Genomic DNA, 25,633 nt, shown 5'->3' with positions numbered 1-25,633 from the left:
CAAATCAATATTTGACAGAGACGCTTTGCCCGACTAACGGACGCCCCTGCTTTTTACGAACCCTGTACGAACTTGAAGGTCCGACGCCGTGGCGAAACCGGAACTTGGTACCAAGCGCGTTTGCCCGGTCACGGGCCGCAAATTCTACGATCTCGACAAGGATCCGATCGTCTCGCCCTATACCGGCCAGTCCTATCCGCGCTCGCTGTTCGAGCCACAGGCCAAGGCGGCGGCAGCGGTTCCGGCGGCCAAGCCGGCGGACGACGAGGATGAGACGGAGGCCGCCGACGGCGCGGTCGAGCTCGTCTCGCTCGACGACGCCGATGCCGAGGCTGCCGAGAAGGAGCCAGTGGTCACCAGCGACGACGACATCGAGATCGAGGATGACGCCGACGCCAGCGACGACGACGACACCTTCCTGGAAGAGGACGAGGAAGGCGACGACGACGTCTCCGACCTGATCGATGGCGACATCGAAGGCGACGAAGACGCCTGATCAGCGCCAGGATCGCGTCAAATCGCGCTCCGGAAAAAAGCGCGACGATAACGTGACATCAGTGCTTGTGTCTTGGCGCAAGCTTGCCTATAGAGCGCTTCGTCGCTGCGGCGACGAACGCGGACCGCCTCGAAAGAGCCCTCGGTCAGCGACGATTTCCCGGCCTTTCCCCAAGAAGGCCGGCAAAGTGGGGCCATAGCTCAGTTGGGAGAGCGCTTGAATGGCATTCAAGAGGTCGGCGGTTCGATTCCGCCTGGCTCCACCAAATCTCTCCTAACCGACATTTGCGGACGACCGGAGCCGGCTCTGACTGAGGCCGGCTTTCTGTTTTGTCATTGCGCCGACCTGCGCCTGGCTCGATCGTCATGAAGCTCTCGGAGGAGGGCGTGGCGCTCATCCAGGCTGGCAACATCCTTCACCGAGGCGGTCGGCACAGGTGCACCTGCGGCTCAGCGACACAAGACGCTCTGCCCGCGCATGGCACAGGTCGAGACAGGACGCTCGTCGGCTGACGGCGCGTAGGTCGCCGCGACATCCGCCGGCACATAGGTCGTTCCATCGCTTTGCATCGGATCGATGCCCACGGACATGCCGGTAGCGGTGCAACCGGCCAGCAACAGGCAGCACGCGGCCGCGAAGAGCTTTGTCATCGAGAACTCCTTACCGGCGCGATCCTGCCGGGATGCTCGCGCGAAGTCACGTGCTGCGACGCGACTTTGCCCTGATGGCGTCGATCAACGGGTTCGGTGAGGAACTGCGCAGGACTGGAAACCGTATCGTGGTTCCGAGGAGGCCGCCGAGCTCGGGGCACGCATGCCTCGCGCGGCGGCACGAGCACTATCCATCTCCTCGGACAGCCGGCAGGCCGGACCGCGTGCGCCCTGCGTTCAGGACGCGTGCAGGCTCGAAATGGGAAGATCCTTTTGAATCTTGAGCGTAACGAACGATAATAATCCCAAAAACAGGGTGGAATTCAGCCTATTTATTTCAATAATCCCATTGATCCGCTAGAATGATGTGACTTCAGTCGAGTAATAATCTCCCGAACAAACCGTTCTTTTTAAAAAACACTTCTCTTGACCAGCCGCTCTGCTGGCCGTCATCGTAAATGACAGGGGCGCAAGCTTCGTATCCCGTCAGACCATTTGCTTCATGCGAGGTGCGCGATGTCCAATGCCGGCCGCCAACTCACGCTCAACCTGTTCATCTATCCCGGCGGCCACCATGAGGCGGCCTGGCGCTACAAGGATTCCGCGCCGGAGCGCGTGCTCGACATCCGCTACTATCAGGAGCTGGCGCAGAAGGCGGAGGCCGCGAAGTTCGACGCGATCTTCTTCGCCGACGGGCCGTCGCTGCCGGAGAATGTGCGCTACTCCTCGCGCGTTCGCTTCGAGCCGATCACCTGGCTGACCGCGATCGCCGCGGCCACCGAGAAGATCGGCCTGATCGGCACGGCCTCGACGACCTATAACGAGCCTTACAATCTCGCACGCCTGTTCGCCTCGCTCGACCATATCAGCGGCGGCCGCGCCGGCTGGAACATCGTCACCACCAGCGATGCCGGGGCCGCTCATAATTTCGGGCTGCCGGAGCATCCGCCACATGGCGAGCGCTACGAAATGGCCCGCGAGTTCCTGAATGTCGTCACCAGGCTCTGGGATAGCTGGGAGGACGACGCCCTCGTCGCCGATCCGCAGAGCGGCGTCTTTGCGGATGCCGACAAGGTCCATCGCATCGACCATGTCGGCAAGCATTACCGCGTCCGCGGGCCGCTCAACGTCTCGCGCTCGCCGCAGGGTCGGCCGGTCTATGTCCAGGCCGGCTCTTCAGAAGATGGCCGCTCCTTCGCGGCCCAGTTCGCCGAGGCGATCTTCACCGCTCACCAGACGCTTGCCAGCGCGCAGGAGTTCTATTCCGACATCAAGACCCGTGCGGTGGCGCTCGGACGCCGGCCGGATCACCTGCGCGTCCTGCCGGGGATCAGCCCGTTCCTCGGCTCGACGCAGGCCGAGGCGAAGCGGCTGGAGGAGGAGATCGACGATCTGATCCAGCCGGCCGCCTCGCTCGACCAGCTCAAGCGCATGATCGGCGTCGACCTCGGCGGCTATGATCTCGACGGGCCCGTGCCGCGCCACATCATCGACACCAGCGGGCCGAAGGGGCTGGCGAGCCGCTTCCAGCTCGTCGTCGACATCGTCGACCGCGAGAATCCGACGATCCGCCAGCTGATCCGGCGCCTTGCCGGCGCGCGCGGCCATCGTGTCGTCGTCGGCACGCCCGAGCATGTCGCGAACGAGATTCAGACCTGGTTCGAGCAGGGCGCGGCCGACGGCTTCAACGTCATGCCGCCTTGGCTGACCGGCGGCTTCGACAGCTTCGTCTCCGAGGTCGTGCCGATCCTGCGCAAGCGCGGCCTGTTCAGGCAGGAATACTCCGGCACGACGCTGCGCGACCATTACGGGCTGCCGCGGCCGGAGAGCCTCTTCGCTACGGAGCAGCGCCAGAGCGCCTGAGGCGCCCTGCGGCGCCAACCACCCTTCCCCATGCGTGACGTCGTGCGGGTGCTTCCCGCCGGGCGATGACGCATGCCTATCGAGGACATCAAATGAAGCTGACTTACCTCCTGCCCCTTGCAGCCGCGCTGTTGGCCAGCCCCGCTATCGCCCAACCCTTGGCGGAGACCGCCCCCATTCCCGAGCGCGTCCCTCCGGGGACGACCCTGGTGATCGGCGATCCGCAAACCAGGGTCGCGCTCACTCTGTCGGGCGAACTCGCCAAGCTGCCCTTCAAGGTCGAGTGGGCCAACATCTCCGGCGGCCCGCAGACGATCGAGGCCTTCCGGGCCAAGGCGCTGGACATCGGCTCGGTCGCGGACATCCCGCCGATTCATGCGCAATGGACCGGGCTTGAAGTCAGGATCGTCGGCGCCAAGTTCCGACGCGATCCGGTCGGGCATCCGATCTATGTGATCGCCACGGCGCCGGGCTCGGGCATTGCGAAGCTCGAGGACATCAAGGGCCGCAAGATCGCCTTCAGCCCCGGCCAGGCCCAAGGCGCGCTGGTGTTGCGCGTGCTGAAGAAGCTGAACCTCCGACATGACGAGGTCCAGCTCGTCGAACTGCCGAGCGTCGGCGACGCCTATGTCAACGCACTCGCCAGCAAGCTCGTCGACGCCGCGCCGATCGCGGAAGCGAACAAGCAGCGCTTCGTCCAGAATTATGCGCGGGACGGCGCCAAGGCGCTGCCGCACGGCCTGCGCGACGATCCGGCCTATCTCTATGTGGTGAAGAGCTCGCTGGAGGATCCCGGCAAGGCGGCGGCGATCCGCGCCTATGTCCAGGCCTGGGGCCGTGCCGCAAAATGGATCGAGACCCATCCCGAGGAGTGGATTAAGGGCTATTACGTTAGGGATCAGGGCCTGAAGGCCGATTCCGGCCGCTTCCTGGTCGAATCCAACGGCGATCCCGATGTTCCGCTCGACTGGAACGGGGCGATCGAGCGCCAGCAGGAAACCATCGACCTCCTCGCCGCCGAACTGAAGAAGCCCGTGCTCAAGGCGGCGACGCTGTTCGACCGGCGCTTCGAACAGGTCGCCGGCGCGGCCTATCAGGGAGAATGAGCATGGCCGATCTCTCGCTCACCGGCGGACAGAGCGCCGTCGATCCCGTCTGGCTCAAGCTCGCCCGCAGCCAGCCTGCTACCACCGTCGAAACGCCGCGCCGCCGGCGCAAGCTCGGCCCGGGCCGGCCGATTCCCTATGGCGCAGCGCTCGGGCCTGCCCTGCTGCTGATCCTCTGGAGCATCGGCTCGGCGACCGGCTTCATCGACGACCGCATCCTCTCGGCGCCCTGGACGGTGGCGACCACCGGCTGGGAGCTGATACAGGACGGGCGCCTGCAGGAGAACCTCTGGACCTCGTTCCAGCGCTCCTTCTGGGGGCTGTTCTGGGGCATCGTCGCCGGCGCCTCGCTCGGCGTCATCGCGGGCCTCAGCCGTATCGGCGAATACCTCGTCGACGGCCCGATCCAGATCAAGCGCGCCATCCCCGCCCTGGCGCTGATCCCGCTGCTGATGCTCTGGTTCGGCATTGGCGAGGGCATGAAGGTGCTGACCATCGCGCTGATCACCTTCGCACCGATCTACATCCAGACCCATGACGGGCTGCGCTCGACCGATGCCCGCTTCATCGAATTGGCCGAGACGCTCGATCTCTCCAACGGCCAGTTCCTGCGCCATGTCGTGCTGCCGGCGGCGCTTCCCGGCTTCCTGCTCGGCTTGCGCTTCGGCGTCACCTATTCCTGGCTCGCCCTCGTCGTGGTCGAGCAGGTCAATGCCACCTCCGGCCTCGGCTACATGATCAACCTCGCCCGCACCTATGGCCAGACCGAGGTCATCATCCTGTGCCTTGCCGTCTATGCCGCGCTCGGCCTGAGCTCGGACTGGCTCGTCCGCTTCATCACCCGAAAGGCTTTGCCATGGCGCAAGATTCTGGCCGACTGACCCAGCCGCCCGTCGTCGCGGTGCGCGGCCTCACCCGCCGCTATGGCGAGCGCACCATCATCGACGGTGTCGATCTCGACATCGGCCGCGGCGAGTTCGTCGCTTTGCTCGGCCGCTCCGGCTCCGGCAAGAGCACCTTCCTGCGGGCGCTGGCCGGGCTCGACCATGGCGTGCCCGGCTCCGGCCGGCTCGGCACGCCGGACGCGGTCTCGGTCGTCTTCCAGGATGCGCGGCTGCTGCCCTGGAAGACGGTCGTCGACAATGTCTCGCTCGGACTGAAGGGGCAGACGCCGCGCGAGCGCGCCCTGCATGCGCTCGCCGAGGTCGAGCTGACGGCGCGGGCGCGGGCCTGGCCGATGCAGCTCTCAGGCGGCGAGCAGCAGCGCGCAGCGCTGGCCCGTTCGCTGGTGCGCGAGCCCGAACTCCTGCTGCTCGACGAGCCCTTCGGCGCGCTCGATGCGCTGACCCGCCTGCGCATGCAGGCGCTTCTGCTCGATCTCTGCGCCCGCCATCGCCCGGCCGTGCTGCTCGTCACCCATGACGTCGACGAGGCGATCCATCTCGCCCAGCGCGTGCTGGTGCTCGATCAGGGCCGCTTCGTCGTCGACCTCAAGGTCGACCTGCCTTCCGAGGCGGGACCGCGGCAGCGGCGCTTCGCCGAGGTCCGCAGCGAGCTGCTGAGCAGCCTCGGCGTGACCCAGGAGGAGCTGCGCCGCGTCGCCTGAAGCGCGCGGCTACTTCTTGATCGCCGGGCAGGCGCTCTGGGCGAGCGGGCGGAAGGCCTGATCGCCGGGGATGGTGGCGACGAGGTCGTAGAGGTCCCATTCGCCCTTCGACTCCGCCGGCTTCTTGACCTGGAAGACGTAGAAGTCGTGGACCATGCGCCCGTCCTCACGCAGTTTGGCGTTGCGCACGACCTCGTCCTCGATCGGCAGCTCGCGCATCTTGGCGATCACCGTCTTGGCCTCGTCCGACTTCGCCGCGACGACCGCCTTGAGATAGTGCCGGACCGAGGAATAGACGCCGGCCTGGATCGCCGAGGGCACCGCGCCATGCGCCGCCTTGAAGCGTTCGGAGAAGGCGCGGGTGCGCTCGTCGATATCCCAGTAGAAGCCCTCGGTCAGGATCGTGCCCTGCGCCGAGGCGAGGCCCACGCTCTTGACGTCCATCGCAGTCAGGAAGAAGGCGACCAGCTTCTGCTTGTCCTGGCCGATGCCGAAATCGCGCGCCGTCTTGATCCCGGCGACGGTGTCGCCGCCGGCATTGGCGAGCGCGATCAGGTCGGCGCCCGAGCCCTGCGCCGTCAAAAGCTGCGAGGAGAGATCGACCGCCGGGAAGGCGTGCCGGACCGAGCCGACATAGGTGCCGCCCTTGGCGGTGACGAGGGTCTTGGCGTCGGCTTCGAGCTGGTGGCCGAGCGCGTAGTCGGCGGTGACCAGGTACCATTTGGTGCCAGGCTTGGTCAGGTGGTTGGCGATCCCTGCGACCTGGACATAGGTGTCCCACATCCACTGGACGACATGGTCGGGCTGGCAGGCGTCGCCGGTCAGGCGCGCGGTGCCACCGGGGAACAGGCCGACCCGGTTCTTGTCCTTCAGCAGCGGCGGGATGGCGAGCTGCAGCGAGGCGTTCGACATGTCGGCGAGGACGTCGACGCCCTGCCGGTCGATCCATTCGCGGGTGATCGCCGAGCCGACATCGGCCTTGTTCTGGTGGTCGGCCGAAACGACCTCGATCTTCATGCCCTGGCATTCGGCCTTCAGGCAGTCCTCGACCGCCATGCGGGCAGCGGTGATCGAGCCCTTACCGGTGATGTCGGAATAGACGCCGGACATGTCGGTCAGCACGCCGATCTTGACGGCGCCGTCCGAGATCTCGGCTGCGGCGGGCAGGGCGCCGAGCAATGCGGTGGTAAGAGCGAGCGCCGAGGCCAGACCCTTCATGTTAATTCCTCCCATGGTGTTTTTCATCGTTGCTAGCGGTCGTGCCAGTGCGCCATCGGCAGGCCGGCGACCGGTGATCTGAATGAGGGGATGCGGCTGCCGCGCAGGCTGCCGATATAGGCGGTACGAAGGTCAGGCCCGCCGAAGGTGATGCTGGCGAACCAGGGGGCGATCGTGCCGCCGCAAGCGAGCATCAGCTCGGGCGTCGCCTCGTCGCGGGCGAAAGCGGCCATCAGCGCCTTGCCCGCCGCGCTCCCGTGGTCGTCGTCGAGCAGGATGCGCAACTCGCCTTCCGGCGTGATCGCGAAGATCCGGTCGAGCATCACATGCGTGCCCCAGAGATTGCCATGGGCGTCGAAGGCGATGCCGTCGATGAAAGCGCCGTGGTCGCTCGGGCCGAAAATCTCGCGATCGGTCAGGCTGCCATCGGCCCCAACCCGTAAACGCGTCACCCGGCAAGCGCAGGTCTCGGCGACGTAGAGCCATTCCTCATTGGCATCGAGCCGGATCTCGTTGGTGAAGGCGAAGCCGTCGGCGACGATGCGCAGGCGCCCGCCATCATACAGCGCGACATAGCCGTCGCGAACATTGGGGCTCATCGCCCGCATCCAGTTTGTCGTCCGCGTCGAGATCGTCAGCCAGATCCGGTCCTTGCTGTCGCGCAGCACGAAATTGACCTTGCCGATCGCCTGCCCGTCGATGCTGTCGACCAGCACGCGCGTCTCGCCCGAGCGCGTCATCACCTCCAGCCGGTCGGTGCCGAAATTCGAGATCAGCACGTCGCCGTTGCGGGCGAAGGCGAGGCCGTTCGGCAAGGTGCCGGAGACGAAGCGCGCCTCCTCGTCGGCCGCCTCGGCGAAGCCGCGGCTCGCGGTCTGCGTGATCAGCGCTTGCGAGCCGTCCGGCCGGATATGGACGACGCCGCCGCGCGCATCGGCGCTCCAGAGCGAGCCGTCGCGCTCGGCGAGGATGCATTCCGGCCGCTGCAGGCCCTCGCCGACATAGGTGATCGCCGCGGGATCGATGACGAAGCCGTCGAGTGGGTTGGGGCGGGGCGACATGGCGGCCCCTAGAAGTTCACGCGGTCGCCGCCCTTGAGGCCGAGCGTGGCGCGGGCCTCCTCGGGCGTCGCGACCTCGTAGCCGAGTTCCTCGACGATGCGGCGGATTTTGGCGACCTGCTCGGCATTGGAGGTGGCGAGCTTGCCCCTGCCGATGAACAGGCTGTCCTCCAGCCCGACACGGACATTGCCGCCCAGCATCGCGGCCTGCGTGCAGAAAGCCATCTGATGGCGCCCGGCGGCGAGCACGGACCAGTGGTAGTCCTTGCCGAAGAGCTTGTCGGCGGTGCGCTTCATGAACATCAGGTTGTCGAGATCGGCGCCGATGCCGCCCAGGATGCCGAAGATCAATTGCAGGAAGACCGGCGGCCGGAACCAGCCGCGATCGAGGCAATGGGCGAGATTGTAGAGGTGGCCGACATCGTAGCATTCGTGCTCGAACTTGGTGCCGTGGCCTTCGCCGAGCAGCTTGTAGATGCGCTCGATGTCGCCGAAGGTGTTGCGGAAAATGAAGTCCTTGGTGTTGGCGAGGTAAGGCTGCTCCCAGGGATGCTTCCAGTCGCTGTACTTCTCCGCCAGCGGGTGCAGCGCGAAATTCATCGAGCCCATATTGAGCGAGCACATCTCCGGCGCGGCCTTGAGCGGCGCGGCGAGGCGCTCCTCGACCGTCATGGTCAGGCCACCGCCGGTGGTGATGTTCACGACGGCATCGGTCGCCTGCTTGATCCGCGGCAGGAACTCCATAAACACGGCCGGGTCCGGCGTCGGGCGGCCGTCCCGGGGATCGCGGGCATGCAGATGCAGGATCGCCGCGCCGGCTTCTGCCGCCGCGATCGCCTGGCTGGCGATCTCGTCCGGCGTGATCGGCAGATGGTCCGACATGGTCGGGGTATGGATGCCGCCGGTGACGGCGCAGGTGATGATGACCTTGCTCATCGCATTCTCCTTCGTCGTTCCGGCAACTTTTTGATTTGCCGCATTTTCTTCACGCGAACCGGTGTCCACTTCGCTTGAAAATGCTCTAGTCCGGCAGGATCGCCACGGCGCGGGTCCAGCCGGCCGAGCCGTTGCGGACCTTCACTGGCAGGCAGCTGATCGTGAAGCCGGTCGCCGGCAGCGCTTCGAGATTGTGCAGCTTCTCGATCTGGCAGTAGCCCGCCTCGCGCCCGGCCTTATGGCCCTCCCAGATCAGCGAGGCGTCGCCGGTCTCGGCGAAACGGCGGGCAGTGTGGCTGAACGGCGCATCCCAGCTCCAGCCATCGGTGCCGACCACCTTGATGCCCTGCCGGACCAGATGCAGCGTCGCCTCGCGGCCGAAACCGCAGCCGGAATCGACATAATCGGCCTGGCCATAGCGGGCGCCAGCCCGCGTATTGGCGATGACGATCTCCAGCGGGCTGAGCTTATGGTCGATCCGCGCCAGTTCGGCGTCGATCTCGTCGGGGGTGACGACATGCCCATCCGGCAGATGGCGGAAGTCGAGCTTCACGCCGGGTTGCAGGAACCAGTCGAGCGGACATTCGTCGATCCGGAGCGCCGGCGCGCCGCCATCCTGCGTCGGGTGGTAATGCCAGGGCGCGTCGACATGGGTGCCGTTATGGGTCGAGATCGTCGCGAGCTCGACCGCCCAGCCCATGCCGTCCGGAAGCTGCTCGGGCCTGAGACCCGGAAAGGCCGCGGCGATGTCGTTCGCCGTCGCCGCATGCGTGCGGTAGTCGATTCTGACCTTCTGGAAGGGCGGATCGGCAGGAACGTCGTTCTCGAGCGGAATCGACAGATCGACGAGGCGGCCTGGCAGCATGCCGGTATGTCCTCCCTGGAGGCTGTGTTCTCTGTGGTTCGAATTTGGACGAACGTCCGACCTATAGCAGGACGTCACGTTTCTGGTAAGAGGGGAATCGCTGGATTCTGGAGGGGCCCGATGTCCGCGATGCCGACGCGCGACCGCATTCTCGACGCTGCCGAGCGGCTCTTTGCCGAGCGCGGCGGCGCCGACGGCGCCTCGATGCGCGACCTTGCAGCCGCGGCCGGCGTGCGGCTCTCGCAGCTCAGCTATCATTTCGGCTCGAAGGAGGCGCTCTATCGCGCCGTCTTCGCCCGCCGGGCCCACGCTCTGGCGCTGGCGCGCGCGCAGGCGCTGGGCGAGGCCATGGCCCGGCCGGCGCTCGATGTCGGCGAGGTCGTCGCCGCCTTGATCGGCCCCTCGGTGCGCCAGCGCTTCAGCGAAGGCGTGCAGGGCGCGGCCTTCGCCGTGATGACCGCCCGCGAAGCGGTCGACCCGCGCGAGGCGGCGCGCGGCGTCGTCGCCGAGCATTTCGATCCAACCGCACGGCAGTTCGTCGCGGCGCTGGGCAAGGCCTATCCGCAGGCACCGGAGGGCGCCCTGGTCGACGCCTACCTCTTCATGGTCGGCGCGCTCGTCATGACCATGGCCGCGGGCGACCGCGCGGCGCGGCTCGACCAGCCGCGCGAGGCTGTCCCGGTCGTGGAGAATGCCGAGCAATTGCTGCAGCGCCTGACCGACTTCTGCGCCGCCGGCATCGACGGCCTGCTGCGGGGCCGCTGAGCCGGCTTATCCAAGGAAAAGTGGATCACATCATGCGCCGCGAGATCATCGAAGTCCCCGTCATCTCCGAGGCGATCCGCCGGCTCGGCGCGCCGACCTCGGCGCTGGCGCGCGCCGGCGACCTGCTCTTCACCTGCGGCATGCCGCCAATCGACGTCACCACCGGCGAGATCGTCAGCGGCGATATCGAGACGCAGACCCGTGCCGCGATGGAAGCGCTGGCCATGACCCTCCGCCATGGCGGCGCCTCGCTCGACGCGGTCATCAAGGCAACGATCTTCGTCACCGATCCCGCGCTGATGGCCGGGGTCAATGCGGTCTACCGGACCTATTTCACTGACGGCTTCCCGGCCCGGACCAGTGCGGCGATCCGGCCCTGGCCCCTGCCCTTCGACATCGAGATCGAATGCGTCGCCGCGATCGGCTGATCCGTCAGTGCGGGGAGGGAGACGTCATCTTCGCCAGGGCCGCATCGAGCAGCTCGGCTGATGGCTCCAGCGGCTTCAGGCTCGCCGTGTAGATCGCGACCGCCCGGACGCGCCGGCCCGGATAGATCTCGCCGACCAGCCGGCGATAGACCGCGAGCTGCGCCAGCGTCGAGACCGGCAGAGCGGCGGCATCCTGCGGCGCCCGAGCAGCCGTCTTGAAATCCGCGATCAGCACCTCGTCGTCGCCGACCGCGAGCCGGTCGATCCGGCCCTGTACCGGCCTTTTGTCGCCGTCGGACAGGATGATCTCCCCGGCGAGCGGCACCTCGGCGAGGCTGCCCGAGCCGAACAGCCCACCGAATTCCGGCGCAGCGATCAGCGCGAGCGTATCCTCGACGATCTTGCTGCGACGTTCCTCGGCGAGCGAACCGCCACGTGCCTCCGCCAGTGCGCGAGCCGTGCTGGCGCGGCGCTCCGGCGGTACTTCAGGAAGGACCTGCAACAAGAGATGCGCCAGCCGGCCGGCCGCGGCGGCATTGGCGAGGAAGGGCCCGTCATGCGGGCGCTCCTGCGCATCGGCGGCAGACAGCGCACTCGACGGCCGCAAGGGCGGCGCCGGCTCGGCCTCGGCAGGGGCTGCGCGCGTCAGCCAATCCGGCGGCGGCGCCGCAACCCGTGCTGCAACGCCTTCTTCGACTGCCCCCTCTCCCGGCTGCGAGACCATGAAGCGGCGGACCTCGCCGTCGCCATCGGGCGCCGACACATCGCGCAGCCAGGGCTCGGAGCCGGCGAGACCGAGCGCGGCCATGGCGTACCAGGAACCTTCCGGCGCCTCGCCTTTGGCCTGCACGCCGCAGAGGATCAAGCGCTCCTCGGCCCGCGTCAGCGCGACATAGAGCAGGCGGTGATGCTCCTCGACCATCTGCGCGACGATGGCATCCTTGGCGCGCCGCATCGCGGCTGGATCGTCGGCGCGCCTGCTCGGCCAGACCGGCACCTGCGCGCCGCGCGGCGGCTCGACCGCCATCAGCTTCGGCAGGCGCCGTTCGCCCGGCGCGATGCCGAGATCGGCGAGGATGACGACCGGCGCCTCCAGCCCCTTCGAGCCGTGCACAGTCATGACCCGGACCTCGCCGGCGCTGGCCGAGAGATCGCGCTTCACCTGCGTCGCCACCGCGCCGATATGGTGCAGGAAGCCGGCGAGTGAGGGGCCGTAGCGCCGCTCGTGATCAAGCGCGGCGCTGAGGAAGGCGTCGAGTGCATCGCCCGCTTCGGGGCCGAGCCGGGCGAGGGCAAGATTGCGGCCACCGCCGGGACCGAGCAGGCCGGCGAAGAAGCGGAACGGGCCATGACGCGCAGCCTCCTCGGCGAGATCGACTAATCGCGCCTCGATCGCAGCGTAGCGCGGTTCGGTCTGCGCCGCCGCGCGGAAAGCTTCGCGCAGCGAGCCCTTCCGCTCCGGCGCCAGGCGCATCAGGTCGTCGTCGTCGAGGCCGAAGAGCGGCGTCTTCAGCGTGATCGCCAGCGAGAGGTCGTCCTGCGGCAACAGGATCGCGCGCCCGAGCGCGACGAGATCCTCGACCGCCGGATGATCGGCGAGCGTCAGGCGATCGCGACCGGCGACGGGGACGCCGCGATCCTTCAGCGCCTTGACGATCGCCTCGAACAGCGCACCGCGCTGGCGCAACAGGATCATCACGTCGCCCGGCTTGAACGGCCGGCCGATATCGTCGCGGCCGGCCTCGCTCCAGCGCTTCAGCACATCGGCGATGCGGGCCGCGAGCTTGACCAGGCCAGAGCGCCGCTCGGGCGCATCGACCGGTGTGGTCCAGGCATCGGGCTTGTCGCCGGCATCATCGGCCGAGACCGGCCAGAGATCGACCGCGCCGACCGAAGCGCGCCTGACCGTATCGTGACGCTCGGGCCCGGCGCCGCCGTCGAAGACGAGGCCGCGCCAATGCTCCTTCGGCGCGAACACCGCATCGACGGCGCGCATGATGTCGGGGGCCGAGCGGAACGAGGTGGTGAGGCTGATCGGCTCGAAGCGCTGGCCGGCCTCCTCGAGGCGCCGGCCGAGCAAACGCCGCTCCTCGCTGAAATGGGCGGGCGCCGCGCCCTGAAAGCCGTAGATCGACTGCTTCTCGTCGCCAACCACGAAGACGGTGCGCGGCCGGACCAGTTCGCGCGCGCCTTCGCCGGCCGAGAACTCCTCGGCGAGGCGGCGCAGGATCGCCCATTGCGCCTCGCTGGTGTCCTGGGCTTCGTCGAGCAGGATGTGGTCGATGCCGGCGTCGAGCTTGTAGAGCGCCCAGGCCGGATCGACCCGGTCGAGCAGCGAGCGCGCCTTGGCGATCAGGTCGTCATAGTCGAGCAGGGAGCGCTGCGCCTTCAAGCGGCGATAGGCGGCGAGGATATACGTCACCAGCACGGCGAGCGCCGCGCTGCGCCCGCGCACGGCGATGGCGTTAAGCTGCTCGATCGCTCCGGTCAGGCAGGCGGCGAGCGCATCGAGCGCCGTGTCGAGATCAGCCGGCAGGGCGCTGTTGCCCTTGCCGCGGACATGCTGGGCGACATTGCCTTCGGCGGTCAGCAGCCCGGCTCGGCAGGCGGCGACCGGATCGGTGCCGGGCGTGTCCGAGAGGGCAAGCCGAATCGCAGCCGCCGCCTTGGCGCGCGTCGCGCTGCCGGCCTCGAAGGCGGCGACGAGCCGCTCGAGATCGGGCACGGCGGTCAATTCGCGCTGGAAGCGCTCGCGTACGGTCTCCGCCGTCAGCTCCGGCGCGATGCCGAGGAAGGCGCTGAGTCCTGTGACGATCTCCTCCGGCTTGCGCGCCCGCCCTTCCACATCGCTGAACACGGCGCGCTGGTGCAACGCCTCGCGCATGATCTGGTCGAAGGTGTCCTGCGCCGCATGCTCGGCCATGAAGCGCAGCGCCCTGGCCTGTGGCCCCTCAGGATCGGCTTGGGCGGCCGCGAGCAGATCGCGCCGCGCGTCGCGCATCAATTCGTCCTGGGCGAGGTCGTCGGCGACCTCGAAGCGCGGCGGGACATTGGCCTCGAAGGGCGCGCTCTGCAGCACGCGGGTGCAGAAGGCGTGGATCGTCTCGATCTTGAGCCCGCCCGGCGTCTCCAGCGCCTGCGCGAACAGGCGCCGCGCCCGGCTGATGTCGCTCGCCGCCGGCAGCCGGCCGGTCAGCGCCGACAAGGCCGCCCAAAGCACCGAGTCGGACGCCACCGCCCAGACCGAGAGCGCCCGGAACACCCGGTTCGACATGTTGGCAGCAGCGGCCTTGGTATAGGTGATGCAGAGCATCCGGCCGGGCGCGACGCCGTCGAGCAGCAGCCTGAGCACGCGGTTGACCAGCACATGCGTCTTGCCCGAGCCGGCATTGGCCGAAACCCAGGCGCTGAGATCGGGCTCGGCCGCCAACGCCTGATTGCGGCGCGTCTGCTCGGGAATGGTCCAGCCGGCGGGGGTCATGCCTCGTCTCCGGCATCGCCGCCGAGATCGGGCGCCGCCGACCATTCCTTGACCCGGGCGAGCTGGTCATAGGGGCTGGCATATTTGATGTAGGCCGGCGCACGGCGGGAGAGCCAGGGCTCGCGGCCGGCACGCAGCGACGCAAGATGGTCAAGCAATTGGATGAGATGGCGGGCGGTGACGTCGGCCTGCGCCTCGTCCTTGAACGATAGCTTCTTGTCCTTCTCCCAGCTCTTGGGATCGTGGTTGAGGCGGAGATAGAGCAGCGCCTCGACCGGCCCGGGCAGGATGTCGGGCGAAAAACCGTGGCGCAAAGCGAGCTCGGCCTCCAGCGTCAATTGCGGGGCGAAGCCGAGGCGGACCTGCTCGTCGCTCGGCGGCGCTCCGGTCTTGAAGTCGATGATGCGCAGGGTGCCCTCGCGCGTGATCTCGACGCGGTCGGCCCGGCCGGTCAGCAGGATCGAGGAGCCATCCGCCAGCGGAAATTCGCCTTGCGTATCGCGCTCGACCGCGATGCGGGCGAGGCCAGGCCGGCGCCGTTCCTCCCAGCCGAGGAAGTTCTGCGCTATCAGCAGGAAGCGCGGCCACCAGAAGGCGCGCACCTCGGGCGTCTCCTCATAAGCGCGGAAGAAGCGCTCGCCGATCTCGATCAGGCTGCCAAGCGCGCCGGCAGGAATGTGCTCCGGATAGGTTTCGGCGAAGCTGCCGACGATGTCGTGCAGCAGCGAGCCGCGATCGGTCGCGCCGGGATCCTCGACCAGCTCAGGAAGTGCGTCGAGCCTGAGGATCTTGCGGGCATAGACCGCATAGGGATCGCGATAGAGCGTCTCGACCTCGGTGACGCTGAACCGCTTCGGCTGCAGATGCGGCGCGGGATAGGGTTTTGGCCGCGGCACCGGCAGGAGATCGGCGGGCTTGCCGAGCAACCCGGCCCAGGCCACCAGCTCGCGTCCGTGTGCTTCGGCCGCTGCCCAGGCTTCAGCCGGCGCCACCGCCTTGAGCCGCTGCCAGAAGCGCGAGGGAATGGTCTCGGCCTCGCCGGCCTTGCGGGCGCGGGTCAGCGTCACCTTGCCGGCGAGCGCGGCCGCGACGAAGTCATGCGCGGTCTGGCCGATGCGGCGCTCCGGTGGCGAGAGTCCGAGCTCGGCCCGCATCGGCCGGTTGATGAAGGAATCGGTCTCGGTCGCCGGCGGCCAGACGCTCTCGATCAAGCCGCCCAGCACGATGTGCTCCGCTTCGAGCAGTCGGGCTTCGAGCAAGCCCCAGATCTTGACGCGGGGATGGCCGGGGTCGCGGCGCTGCACGACGCGCTCGCCAATCAGGCCGTCGAGAATGGCGATCCAATCGCGGGCGCGGCCTTCGCCGGGCGCCTCTTCCAAGGCGGCGTCGAGATCGTCGAAGAGCGCGGCGAGCGCCTCGCCATCCGGGCCGCGCCATGCGAGGACCGCGCCGGCCTCGTCGCCGCTCAGCTTTTCGACGGCGCGGCGGGCCTGCGCCGCGATCTCGCGCAGTTCGGGTGCGGGGCCGGCCAAGGCGGCGACGAGCGGGACGAGCGCATCTTCCAGCGCCGTCAGTACCTCTTCGGCCGCGCCGGTATCGTCGTCGGTGAGTTTGCGGCGCGGGCGTGGCGCATAGGTCGCCTTGCGCAACTCCGGCATCGCCTCGAAGGCGCGGCGCAGGCCCGGGAAACCCGGGCCGATCGCTTCGCCGCGCCAGCAGCCGATCTCCAGCGCCGCCGCGCCCTGGCGCAGGCGGGCTTCCGTCAAACCGAGTCGGCAAAGCGGATGCGCCAGCAGCGCCACGAGGCTCGCCGGCGAAAGCTCGCCCTCGACCGCATCGAGCGCCAGCCGGAGCAAAGCGCCAGCCGGCCAGCGCCCGAGCTGCATTCCGGCGGAATCATCGGCCTCGACGCCCCAGCGCCTGAGTTCGACCGCGACGCGCTCGGCGAGGCCACGATCCGGCGTGATAAGCGCGACCCGGGTTCCGGGCTGCTCCAACGCTTCGCGCAAGGCCAAGGCTGCGACCAGCGCCTCCTCGCGCTCATCGGCAGCTTCGACAATGCGCAGGCCGTCGAGCGCCCCGGGTGCAAGGGGGGCAGCGCCGGCCCAGTCATCGGTGATCGAGGCCGGCAGCAAAGCGCGGCGCAGCAAGTCGCGGCGCGCTTCCAGCCCCGACAGCGGCTCGACGAGCGTGATGACCTCGTCCCGGCTCGCGCCGATCTCGTCGAGCAGGCGATGCAGCGCCGCCTGCGGATGCGAGGGCGCCGGTTCCTGGACAATGGCGCGCCAGCCCTGCTCCGACAGCGCCTCGTCGAGATCGGGCAGCACGACGGCGCCGTTCGGAGCGCGGGCGAGCGCGGCGAGCAAGCGCGCCGTAGCCGGCACCGTGCCGGTCGAGCCCGCCGCGATCACCGGCCCGTGGAAATCGCCGGCGAGCAGGCGCTCGCGCTCGGCCGCCAGCATGCGGTTGCGGAACTCGGCCGGATCGCACTCGCCGCGCTGCTCAAGAAGCGCCGGCCAGGCTTCGGCGATGATGTCGAGGAAGCGGGCGTTGAACTGCCAGATCTCGTCGAAGCGGGCGGCGTCGAGCCCCTTCAACCGCGCCGGCGAGACGCCTTCGGTCTGCAGCTGGTCGAGGAGATGGGCGAGGTCGCCGGCGAGGCCCCAGGCCTCGGCCAATGTTGCCGGCATCAGCGAGGGCTCGGCCGGATCGAGCTTGAGATGCTGCCGGTTGGCGGTGCGGCCCCAGGCCGAGATCAGCGTCGTCAGGATGAAGCGACGGCGGAGCGGATCGATCGGCGCGACCCGCCCAAGCGCCAGCGCATCGCCCGCGCCGGCGATCAGCGCCGTCTCGGCTTCATCGACATCACCGAGCGGGACGATGCGCGGCAGGAGCAATGGCCGGCCGCCGAGTTTTTCCGACAGGATCGTGCCGAAGGCCCGCGCCGCGCGCTGCGTCGGCAGATAGAGCGTGGTGCGTGAGAGGGCGGCAGGATCGCCGGGGTCGAACGCCCGGCCGAAGCGGCCTGCGATCAGCGCCTGCGCCAACACGGAGAGGAAGGGCGCGCCGGCCGGGATGCTGAACAGGTTGAGCCCGGCCATCGCGGCCTCAACTCGCCTGATGGGCGGCGTAGGCCTGCTCCGCCAGCGGGATCGCCTCGGGCGTGCCGACATGCAGCCAGCGCCCGTCGAGCAGATGGCCGAAAAGGGTGCCTGCGGCGATGCAGCGGTCGAACAGCAGGTTCAGCGAGAACGGCCCCTCCGGCGTATCGGCGAAGAGCTCCGGCTTGATGATCGCGACGCCGGCATAGACGTAAGGGGCGTTTGCGGCCTGTCCGCGCCGTGCCAGTCGGCCGGCCTCGTCCCGGAAGAAATCGCCGGCGCCGTCGAAGCCGACGCTGCTCTGCCGCTCGGCGAGCAGGAGCAGCATGTCCATGCGCTCCGCATCCCAGGCGGCGGCCATGGCGGAAATGTTCGATGCTCCGCGCTCGCTCCAGAGCGAATCGGAGTTGATGTGGAAGAACGGCTCACCGCCGAGCAGCGGCAGCGCCTTCTTCACGCCACCGCCGGTTTCGAGCAGCAGGTCGCGCTCGTCGGAGATGGCGATTTTCGGGCTGGAGCGGCCGGCGACGCGCGCCTCGATCTGCTCGGCGAGGTAATGGACATTCACGACCGCGTCCGCGATGCCGGCCTCGGCGAGGCGATCGAGCGCATGATCGAGCATGGTCTTGCCGGCGATCGCGACCAGCGGCTTCGGCATGGTGTCGGTGATCGGGCGCATGCGCTTGCCGAGCCCGGCGGCGAGCACCATGGCCCGGCGGATCGGCGACGAACCGGTCTGCATGATCTCAGCGAATCTCCTGCCGGCCAAGACTGCTACATCAGCCATGGCCGGCGCGATTGCTCAAGAGCGGCGGGCAGATCAGAGGAAGCTGGCGATCTCCTCCAGCGGCTTCTTGCCGATCGCCGGCACGACGCAACCCTCGGCGGGATAGCCGACCACCAGCAGGATCAGCGCCTTCTCATTGTCCGGCCGGCCGCAGAGCTCGTTGAGGAAATTCATCGGCGCCGGCGTATGCGTCAGCGTGGCGAGGCCCGCCTGATGCAGCGAGGCGATCAGGAAGCCGGCGGCAATGCCGACCGACTCCGGCACGTAATAGTGCTTCACCTTGCGGCCATCAGCATCATAACCCCAGCGCTGGGCGAAGATGGCGATCAGCCAGGGCGCCGTGTCGAGGAAGGGCTTGTGCTCGTCGGTGCCGAGATGCTCGAGCGCATCGAGCCATTCCTCGCCGGCGCGGCCGGCATAGAAGGCACGCTCCTCTTCCTCGGCGCCCTCGCGGATTTTCATTTTGATCTCGGGATCGGAAATGCAGACGAAGGTCCAGGGCTGCTGGTTGGCACCGGACGGAGCGGTGCCGGCCGTCGCGACAGCCGCCTCGATGATCTCGCGCGGCACCGGCCGGTCGGAATAGTCGCGCACCGTGCGGCGCCTGCGCATCGTCTCCATGAACTTGAGCGCCTGCGCCTTCATCTCCTCCTCGGGCAGCCCCTGGAAGGCGAGCGACATGGTGACATAGGCGTTCATCGATTTCCTCCTGACAGCTTCTTGCGGGCACTGCTGCTTGCACAATAGACCATCCCGGCGCGCAGCCCTATGGTCCCGGCCATGACGAACGACAGCTCCCAGCTCAAGCCCGGCGACCACCTCTTCCTGGTCGATGGCTCGAACTTCATCTTCCGCGCCTATTTCCAGTCGATCAACCAGGACCGGAAATACAATGCCCGCTCCGACGGGCTGCCCTCCGGCGCGGTTCGCTTGTTCGCGACAAAGCTGTTCCAGTTCGTGCGCGAGGGCGTGCTCGGGGTTAAGCCGACCCATCTCGCCATCGTCTTCGACAAGAGCGAGAACTCCTTCCGCAAGGAGATCTACCCGGCCTACAAGGGCAACCGCTCCGATCCGCCGCCGGACCTGATCCCGCAATTCCCGCTGATGCGCGATGCCGTGCGCGCCTTCGGCCTGATCCCGGTTGAGCAGGACGTCTACGAGGCCGACGACCTGATCGCGACCTACGCCAAGCAGGCGCGCGAGGCCGGCGCCGACGTGCTGATCGTCTCGGCCGACAAGGATCTGATGCAGCTGGTGCGGCCGGGCGTCGCCATGTACGACCCTGCCTCCGGCGACGCCAAGAAGGGCGCGGGGTTCAGGCCGGAGCGGCGTATCGGCGAGCCCGAGGTGGTCGAATATTTCGGCGTCACGCCCGACAAGGTCACCGACGTCCAGGCGCTGGCCGGCGACGCGACCGACAATGTCCCGGGCGCGCCCGGCATCGGCATCAAGACCGCCGCGCAGTTGATCGGCGAGTATGGCGACCTGGAAACGCTCTTGAAGCGCGCCGGCGAGATCAAGCAGCCCAAGCGCCGGGAGACGCTGACCAATCCCGAGGTGATCGAGAAGGTCCGAATCTCGCACAAGCTCGTCACCCTGGTCGACGACGTGAAGGTCGAGACGCCGCTCGGCGACCTCACCTTGAACCAGCCCGATCCGGCAAAACTCATCGCCTTCCTCAAGGCGATGGAATTCACCACCATCACCAAGCGCGCTGCCGAGGCCTATGAGGCCGATGTCGGCGCGATCGACGCGGATCCCGATCTCGCGCCGGGCGGTGCCCGCGCCGCCGCGCTCAAGGCGCTCTATGCCGAGACCGACCTGCCGGCCGTGGGAGCGGCCGTCGCGGTCGCGAGCGATGGCGAGACGACGGTGGTCGCCGCCGCGGTGGTGGAAGGCAAGGCTGCGCCTGCCGCCGATGGCTGGCTGCGGCCGGCCGATCTTGCCGCCGCGCGCAAGGACGCGGCGATCGCGGTCAAGATCGACCACGCAGCCTACGAATGCGTGCGCACCATCGCCGATCTCTCGCGCTGGATCGGCTGGGCCTATGAGGCCGGCCAGATCGCGCTCGACACCGAGACCAACTCGCTCGACGTGATGCAGGCCGACCTGATCGGCATCTCGCTCGCGGTCGCGCCGGGCAAGGCCTGCTATATCCCGCTGCAGCACCGCGCCGGTGACGGGCTGTTCGATTCAGGCCTGCTCGAGGGCCAGATCCCGCTCGACCAGGCGCTGGCCGAACTGAAGCCGCTGCTCGCCGATCCCGGCGTGCTGAAGATCGGCCAGAACCTCAAATACGACATCGCCGTATTCAACCGGCACGGCGTCGAGGTCGGCCCGATCGACGACACCATGCTGATCTCCTACGCCCTCGATGCCGGCAATGGCGGACAGGGCATGGACCGGCTCTCGGAAATCCATCTCGGCCACAAGCCGATCCCCTATTCGGAGGTCGCCGGCACCGGCAAGAGCCAGGTCACCTTCGACAAGGTGCCGCTCGACAAGGCGACCGCCTATGCCGCCGAGGACGCCGATGTCACGCTCCGGCTCTGGCTGGCGCTGAAGCCGCGGCTCGTGCCGGAGCGCAAGACCACGGTCTACGAGACGATGGAGCGCCCGCTCGTGCCGGTTCTGGTGCGGATGGAGCGGCGCGGCATCTCGATCGACCGGCAGATCCTGTCACGCCTCTCGGGCGAGTTCGCCCAGTCGCTGGCGCGGCTGGAGGACGAGATCCACACGCTCGCCGGCGAGAAGTTCACGATCGGCAGCCCCAAGCAGCTCGGCGACATCCTGTTCGGCAAGATGGGCCTGCCCGGCGCCAAGAAGACCGCGACCGGGCAATGGGCGACCGGCGCCGGCGTGCTCGAGGACCTCGCCGAGCAGGGCAATGAGCTGCCGGCGCGCATCCTCGACTGGCGCCAGCTCGCCAAGCTGAAATCGACCTATACCGACTCGCTGCCGACCTATGTGAACCCGCAGACGCACCGGGTCCATACGTCCTACGCCTTGGCTGCGACCACCACCGGCCGGCTCTCCTCCTCCGAGCCGAACCTGCAGAACATTCCGATCCGCACCGAGGCCGGCCGCAAGATCAGGACCGCCTTCGTCGCCGAGAAGGGCCACAAGCTGGTCTCGGCCGACTACAGCCAGATCGAACTGCGCATCCTCGCCCATATCGCCGAGATCCCGCAGCTCAGGCAGGCCTTCGCCGATGGTGTCGACATCCATGCGATGACGGCGTCCGAGATGTTCGGCGTGCCGGTCGAAGGCATGCCGAGCGAGGTGCGCCGGCGCGCCAAGGCGATCAATTTCGGCATCATCTACGGCATCTCGGCCTTCGGCCTCGCCAACCAGCTCGGCATTTCCCGCGAGGAGGCCAGCGCCTATATCCGCAAATACTTCGAGCGCTTCCCCGGCATCCGCGACTACATGGACCAGGCCCGCACCACCGTGCGCGCCAAGGGCGCGGTCGAGACGATCTTCGGCCGCGTCTGCCATTTCCCGGCGGTCGCCTCGAAGAACCCGTCCGAGCGGGCCTTCGTCGAGCGCCAGGCGATCAACGCGCCGATCCAAGGCTCGGCCTCCGACATCATCCGCCGCGCCATGATCCGCATGGAGGACGCGCTCGCCGCGGCCAAGCTCGATGCGCGCATGCTGCTGCAGGTGCATGACGAACTCGTCTTCGAAGTGCCGGAGGGTCAGGTCGAGGCGGCGTTGCCGGTGATCCGCAAGGTCATGGTCGAGGCACCGCAGCCAGCGGTCGCGCTCAAGGTACCGCTCGTTGTCGACGCGCGCGCCGCCGACAACTGGGACGAGGCGCACTAACCTTACGGTCGGGAACCGTCCCATTGCTGAGGCGTTGAGCTTTGCGCCATGCGTTCCGCATGGCATCGTTCATTGCCGGCACCCAGGAGGCGTTTGATGGCCGCAACCAGCTCTACCGCAAAGCGACAGGCCGCGGCCTCGGTCAAACGTGCCAAGGACGAGGTGGCCGATGCCGCCTCGGACACGGCCGAGCGCGCCCGCCGCACCGGCCGCCGCGTCAAGGACGAGGCTGACGAGATCGAGGCCAGCCTGGCGCGCGGCGCCGAGGATCTTGCCGCCACCGTCAGCGAGAAGCTGAGGTCGGTCGGCGTCGATACCGACCGTATGGCCGCGGTCGCGCGCGAACAGGCCGGCGACCTGGAAGAGCTGATCATCCGCGAGATCCGCGAGCGGCCCCTGCGGGCGCTTGGCCTTGCGGCCGCGGTCGGGCTGTTCGTCGGCTTCCTCTCGGCGCGCTGAGCCATGCTTGGGGGGCTGACCGGCCTGGTCACGCGCGAGATCGGCGGCATCGTGCGCCGCAACGTCACGGTCATCGTGCTCTATCTGCTGGCCGGCGTGCTGGCGGCCGGCGCGGTGGGCTACGCGCTCAATGCGCTGCATACGGTGCTGGCGCTGCATTACGGAGCGATCACCGCCAGCCTGTCGATCGCGGGGGGACTGCTGTTTGCGTCGCTGCTGATGCTCGGCATCGCGCTCTATGTGAAAAGCCGGCCGCGGCCGGACCGGCGCCTCGCCGCCGCGGTCGCCGCCGCCCCGATCGCGGCCACGCTGGTCGGCAATCGCAAACTCGGCTGGCGCACCGGGCTGGTCGGCGGCGTCGTGCTGCTCGGGCTCATCCTCGGGCGGCAGTTCGCGCAAGGCGATGACGACGCTGAAAAATAAGACGCAACGACCTTGAATCGACTGCCTTTTCCGCAGCCGGCTTGCGGTGATGTGTCTTTTTACCTTGGGCGATCGGATTTCAGCGTCTATTCAAGGCAGCGATGAATGCCCAGCTGAAGCTCCGTCCACGCTGGCTGTCGCCGGTACTGCCCTTGCTCGGTACGCGCCGCTACACCGCCTCCTCGGCGGCGATCGCGATCGTCGTGGTCGCGGCAGCCGTGCTGATCGCCGGCTGGATCAACATACAGGCCGACGAAGCCTCGAAGCTGGTCTCGCGCTCGATCGACATCCGCGAACGCAGCGAACGCTTCCTCAGCAACGTGCTCGATACCGAGACGGGGCAGCGCGGCTTCCTGCTCACCGGCGACGAGCAGTATCTCGAGCCCTACAACGACAGCCATGCCGAGCTGCTGCCGAGCCTGGGCCAGATCGAGCGCCTCGTCGCCTACAGCCCGACCCAGATCGAGCGCGTGGAGCGCGCCCGCGCCGTCACCACCCGCAAGCTCAGCGAGATGGCCGAGACCGTCGCGCTGATGCGCGCCGGCAAGCGCAGCGAGGCTACCGCCCTGGTGGGCCGTGGCACCGGCAATCGTCTCACCCAGGAGCTGCGCGACATCGTCGGCGCGATCCAGCTGGAGGAAAACCTTCGACTCACCGCCAGCACCCGCCGCGAGGCGCGTCGACGCGTTCTGGCCAGCGCCGGCATCCTGATCGCGCTCGCCGGCCTGTGCCTCGCCGCCTGGCTGCAATTGCGGGTGCGGCATCGACGCGCCGTCACGCTCTCGAGCTCGAATGCCGAGCTCGAACGGAAGGTCGGCGAGCGCACGCTCCAGCTCGAGAATGAGCGTTTGCGCATCGAGGCGCTGCTGCGCGACGTCAACCATCGCGTCGGCAACAATCTGGCGATGGTCTCGGCGCTGCTCAACGTCCAGAGCCGGCAGACGCGCGAGCCGGCAGTCAAGCAGGCGCTGGCCCAGGCGCAATCGCGCATCCAGGCGATCGCCGCCGGCCAGCGCCGCCTGCGGCTCGACATCGAGGCCGACGAGATCGAGGCCCGGCCTTATCTGGAGGACCTGCTGGCCGAGATCGGCAAGGCGGCGGAAGGCAAGCCGATCGAGATCGGGCTGGCGATGGACGCGATCCGCCTGCCCGGCCGCGACGCCGTCTCCTTCGTCGTCGTCATCAACGAGCTTGTGACCAACGCGATCAAGCACGCCTTTACCGACGGCGCCGCCGGCAAGATCACGATCCGGCTGGCGCGCACGCCCGAGGAAAGCCTCGTGCTCTCGGTGGAAGATGACGGCGTCGGGATGCCGGAGGACCAGCAGACCGCCGGGCTCGGCAAGTCGGTGATCAACGCCCTGCTGCGCAGCATGCGGGCGGAAATGGAAGTTGCGCCGCTCTCGCCCGGCGCCGCGCGGCCCGGCACCCGTGTCGCCGTCACTTTCCCGAAACGGGAGCAGCCGGCCGAGGAGGACGCGGCAGCATAGGCCGTTCCTCAGCCCTTGTTCACGGCCTTGGAGACGAAGCGGCCGAGCTCGTCGGCCGAGAAGGGCTTGCGCACGAAGCGCACGTCGCGCAATTCGGGCGGAACCTCGCTCGGGGCGGAGCCGGAGACGAACACCAGCGGGGTGCCCCTGGCGCGCAGGCTGGCGGCGATGGCGAAGGTCTTCCCGCCGACGACGTCGATGTCGAGCAAGGCGCAATCGAGCGGCTGATCGGCTACCCGCCGCGCCTGCGATATCGAGTCGACCACGATCAGCTCGGCGTCGCCGCCGAGCTCCTCGCTCACGGCGCTCTCGATATCCATCGCAATGAAGGGGTCGTCCTCGACGATGAGGACCCGAATACCGGCCATGAGACCCAGATCACCTTCCAACTTCACGACTAAACCCCAAGCTGCTTCCTGCTTGTGAGCTTCATGAACGCCTGCTTGGTCGGCCTTGTTCCGTTCTGAGCCGGATTGTCCGCCTCGAACCCTTCAAATTCAACTCAAATTGGTTGGATATGGTTAGGAAAGCGTAAGTATCGACGCTCAGCGCCGGCGCGGCGCGCGGACGAGATTGAGCTCGAAGGCGGTGACGCCGATGGCGACATTGGCACCGCGCTGGATGGGCAGGGACCGCGGCACCAACCGGACATCGCCATCATGGCTGCCGGTCAGCGCGACCTCGCCCTGCTTGCGGGCATAGGGTCCGTAGAGGACGCCGAGAGGCGCGCGCGCATAGGGGCCGTAGACCCGCCAGGCGAGCAGGCTGCGCCCTACAGTCTTGGCGTCGAGCGCGAAGCCGCGGATCACGCCGGTGTAATTTTGCAGCGGCCCGCGCCGCGGCCGGAAGCGGCATTCGAGCGGCTTCTGCGTGGCGACGGCCTGGGCGAGGCCGGTACCGATCGTGCAGGTCAGGCGCCCGGCTGGCGCGGTGCTCTGCGCCAGGGCCGGAGCTGCGGACAGGCTGGCACCGGCCGCCAAAGCGAGCATTGCGATAAGACGTCTCATTCACCTTCTCCTGCGCCCTACTCCGAATGCACCGCACCGACACGAGGCCAGCTTCGCCGAATCGTCC

Annotated in this window: 22 protein-coding genes and 1 tRNA gene; 12 read left to right on the top strand and 11 right to left on the bottom strand. The window is 68.1% G+C overall.

All coding sequences use genetic code 11. From position 1 onward, the window contains the following. Positions 1 to 88 precede the first annotated feature (88 nt). Entirely contained in the window at positions 89 to 496 is a 408-nt protein-coding gene (locus tag GV161_RS11530; RefSeq protein ID WP_152016137.1) for a TIGR02300 family protein, read from the top strand. Positions 497 to 685: 189 nt separating this feature from the next. Then, positions 686 to 761, top strand: a tRNA-Ala gene (locus tag GV161_RS11525). 184 nt (positions 762 to 945) lie between these two features. Here the strand turns inward: GV161_RS11525 and GV161_RS11520 are convergent. After that, positions 946 to 1,146, bottom strand: coding sequence for a hypothetical protein (locus tag GV161_RS11520; RefSeq protein ID WP_152016138.1), 201 nt, complete (start codon positions 1,144 to 1,146; stop codon positions 946 to 948). Between the two features lie 516 nt (positions 1,147 to 1,662). Between GV161_RS11520 and GV161_RS11515 the strand changes: the two genes are divergently transcribed. The 4 genes from GV161_RS11515 to GV161_RS11500 all read left to right on the top strand — a co-directional run bounded on the left by GV161_RS11515 (position 1,663) and on the right by GV161_RS11500 (position 5,721). Continuing rightward, the gene (locus GV161_RS11515) at positions 1,663 to 3,009 is read left to right on the top strand and encodes an LLM class flavin-dependent oxidoreductase (RefSeq protein ID WP_152016139.1); all 1,347 of its coding nucleotides are present in this window, start codon (positions 1,663 to 1,665) and stop codon (positions 3,007 to 3,009) included. A gap of 92 nt (positions 3,010 to 3,101) precedes the next feature. Further along, positions 3,102 to 4,115 carry an ABC transporter substrate-binding protein gene (locus GV161_RS11510; protein ID WP_201303012.1) on the top strand — a complete coding sequence of 338 codons (1,014 nt, stop codon included), beginning with the start codon at positions 3,102 to 3,104 and terminating at the stop codon, positions 4,113 to 4,115. Positions 4,116 to 4,117: 2 nt separating this feature from the next. Next, positions 4,118 to 4,996: an ABC transporter permease gene (locus GV161_RS11505; RefSeq protein WP_244624185.1), complete on the top strand. Its 879-nt coding sequence runs from the start codon at positions 4,118 to 4,120 to the stop codon at positions 4,994 to 4,996. Next, complete coding sequence (locus GV161_RS11500; RefSeq protein ID WP_152016142.1) at positions 4,972 to 5,721, top strand: ABC transporter ATP-binding protein; 750 nt, start codon at positions 4,972 to 4,974, stop codon at positions 5,719 to 5,721. The genes GV161_RS11505 and GV161_RS11500 overlap by 25 nt, the downstream gene beginning before the upstream one ends. 9 nt (positions 5,722 to 5,730) lie before the next feature. Here the strand turns inward: GV161_RS11500 and GV161_RS11495 are convergent, their stop codons facing one another. The 4 genes from GV161_RS11495 to GV161_RS11480 form a co-directional block, all read right to left on the bottom strand. Next, complete coding sequence (locus GV161_RS11495) at positions 5,731 to 6,939, bottom strand: ABC transporter substrate-binding protein (protein ID WP_152016143.1); 1,209 nt, start codon at positions 6,937 to 6,939, stop codon at positions 5,731 to 5,733. Positions 6,940 to 6,971: 32 nt separating this feature from the next. Next, complete coding sequence (locus GV161_RS11490) at positions 6,972 to 8,000, bottom strand: SMP-30/gluconolactonase/LRE family protein (RefSeq protein ID WP_152016144.1); 1,029 nt, start codon at positions 7,998 to 8,000, stop codon at positions 6,972 to 6,974. Between the two features lie 8 nt (positions 8,001 to 8,008). Further along, positions 8,009 to 8,935 (bottom strand): 3-keto-5-aminohexanoate cleavage protein, encoded by a 927-nt coding sequence (locus GV161_RS11485; protein ID WP_152016145.1) that lies wholly within the window; start codon positions 8,933 to 8,935, stop codon positions 8,009 to 8,011. Between the two features lie 85 nt (positions 8,936 to 9,020). Beyond that, positions 9,021 to 9,797, bottom strand: coding sequence for a cyclase family protein (locus GV161_RS11480; protein ID WP_152016267.1), 777 nt, complete (start codon positions 9,795 to 9,797; stop codon positions 9,021 to 9,023). A 123-nt stretch (positions 9,798 to 9,920) separates the two neighbouring features. On the opposite strand from GV161_RS11480, the gene GV161_RS31330 reads away from it, so the two are divergent. Together GV161_RS31330 and GV161_RS11470 are read left to right on the top strand one after the other, a co-directional pair. Next, the gene (locus tag GV161_RS31330; protein ID WP_152016146.1) at positions 9,921 to 10,565 is read left to right on the top strand and encodes a TetR/AcrR family transcriptional regulator; all 645 of its coding nucleotides are present in this window, start codon (positions 9,921 to 9,923) and stop codon (positions 10,563 to 10,565) included. Between the two features lie 32 nt (positions 10,566 to 10,597). Further along, positions 10,598 to 10,993 carry a RidA family protein gene (locus tag GV161_RS11470; RefSeq protein WP_152016147.1) on the top strand — a complete coding sequence of 132 codons (396 nt, stop codon included), beginning with the start codon at positions 10,598 to 10,600 and terminating at the stop codon, positions 10,991 to 10,993. A 4-nt stretch (positions 10,994 to 10,997) separates the two neighbouring features. Here the strand turns inward: GV161_RS11470 and addA are convergent, their stop codons facing one another. The 4 genes from addA to GV161_RS11450 all read right to left on the bottom strand — a co-directional run bounded on the left by addA (position 10,998) and on the right by GV161_RS11450 (position 19,061). Continuing rightward, positions 10,998 to 14,474 (bottom strand): double-strand break repair helicase AddA, encoded by a 3,477-nt coding sequence (gene addA / locus GV161_RS11465; protein WP_159650229.1) that lies wholly within the window; start codon positions 14,472 to 14,474, stop codon positions 10,998 to 11,000. Then, a complete protein-coding gene (gene addB, locus GV161_RS11460; RefSeq protein WP_159650228.1) occupies positions 14,471 to 17,575 on the bottom strand; it encodes a double-strand break repair protein AddB in 3,105 nt (1,034 codons plus the stop codon). Before addB ends, addA begins: the two co-directional genes overlap by 4 nt. 7 nt (positions 17,576 to 17,582) lie before the next feature. Then, positions 17,583 to 18,317 carry a nucleotidyltransferase family protein gene (locus tag GV161_RS11455; RefSeq protein ID WP_152016150.1) on the bottom strand — a complete coding sequence of 245 codons (735 nt, stop codon included), beginning with the start codon at positions 18,315 to 18,317 and terminating at the stop codon, positions 17,583 to 17,585. Between the two features lie 78 nt (positions 18,318 to 18,395). Beyond that, the gene (locus tag GV161_RS11450; RefSeq protein WP_201303011.1) at positions 18,396 to 19,061 is read right to left on the bottom strand and encodes a nitroreductase family protein; all 666 of its coding nucleotides are present in this window, start codon (positions 19,059 to 19,061) and stop codon (positions 18,396 to 18,398) included. 81 nt (positions 19,062 to 19,142) lie between these two features. Between GV161_RS11450 and polA the strand changes: the two genes are divergently transcribed. The 4 genes from polA to GV161_RS11430 all read left to right on the top strand — a co-directional run bounded on the left by polA (position 19,143) and on the right by GV161_RS11430 (position 24,559). Continuing rightward, complete coding sequence (polA, locus tag GV161_RS11445; RefSeq protein WP_152016151.1) at positions 19,143 to 22,187, top strand: DNA polymerase I; 3,045 nt, start codon at positions 19,143 to 19,145, stop codon at positions 22,185 to 22,187. Between the two features lie 96 nt (positions 22,188 to 22,283). Next, positions 22,284 to 22,646, top strand: a complete 363-nt coding sequence (locus GV161_RS11440) for a hypothetical protein (protein WP_152016152.1) — start codon at positions 22,284 to 22,286, stop codon at positions 22,644 to 22,646. A gap of 3 nt (positions 22,647 to 22,649) precedes the next feature. Beyond that, entirely contained in the window at positions 22,650 to 23,069 is a 420-nt protein-coding gene (locus GV161_RS11435; protein WP_152016153.1) for a hypothetical protein, read from the top strand. A 101-nt stretch (positions 23,070 to 23,170) separates the two neighbouring features. Then, positions 23,171 to 24,559 (top strand): CHASE3 domain-containing protein, encoded by a 1,389-nt coding sequence (locus tag GV161_RS11430; protein ID WP_152016154.1) that lies wholly within the window; start codon positions 23,171 to 23,173, stop codon positions 24,557 to 24,559. Between the two features lie 8 nt (positions 24,560 to 24,567). Here the strand turns inward: GV161_RS11430 and GV161_RS11425 are convergent, their stop codons facing one another. Next, on the bottom strand, positions 24,568 to 24,927 hold the full coding sequence (locus tag GV161_RS11425) for a response regulator (protein ID WP_152016155.1): 360 nt from the start codon (positions 24,925 to 24,927) through the stop codon (positions 24,568 to 24,570). A gap of 177 nt (positions 24,928 to 25,104) precedes the next feature. Further along, positions 25,105 to 25,566, bottom strand: coding sequence for a DUF992 domain-containing protein (locus tag GV161_RS11420; protein WP_152016156.1), 462 nt, complete (start codon positions 25,564 to 25,566; stop codon positions 25,105 to 25,107). Positions 25,567 to 25,633: the final 67 nt, after the last annotated feature.

The sequence above is a fragment of the Bosea sp. 29B genome (assembly GCF_902506165.1).
Classification (GTDB): Bacteria; Pseudomonadota; Alphaproteobacteria; order Rhizobiales; family Beijerinckiaceae; genus Allobosea.
The sequence above is the reverse complement of the archived record's forward strand: the minus strand, read 5'-3'. Positions and strand labels throughout refer to the sequence as shown.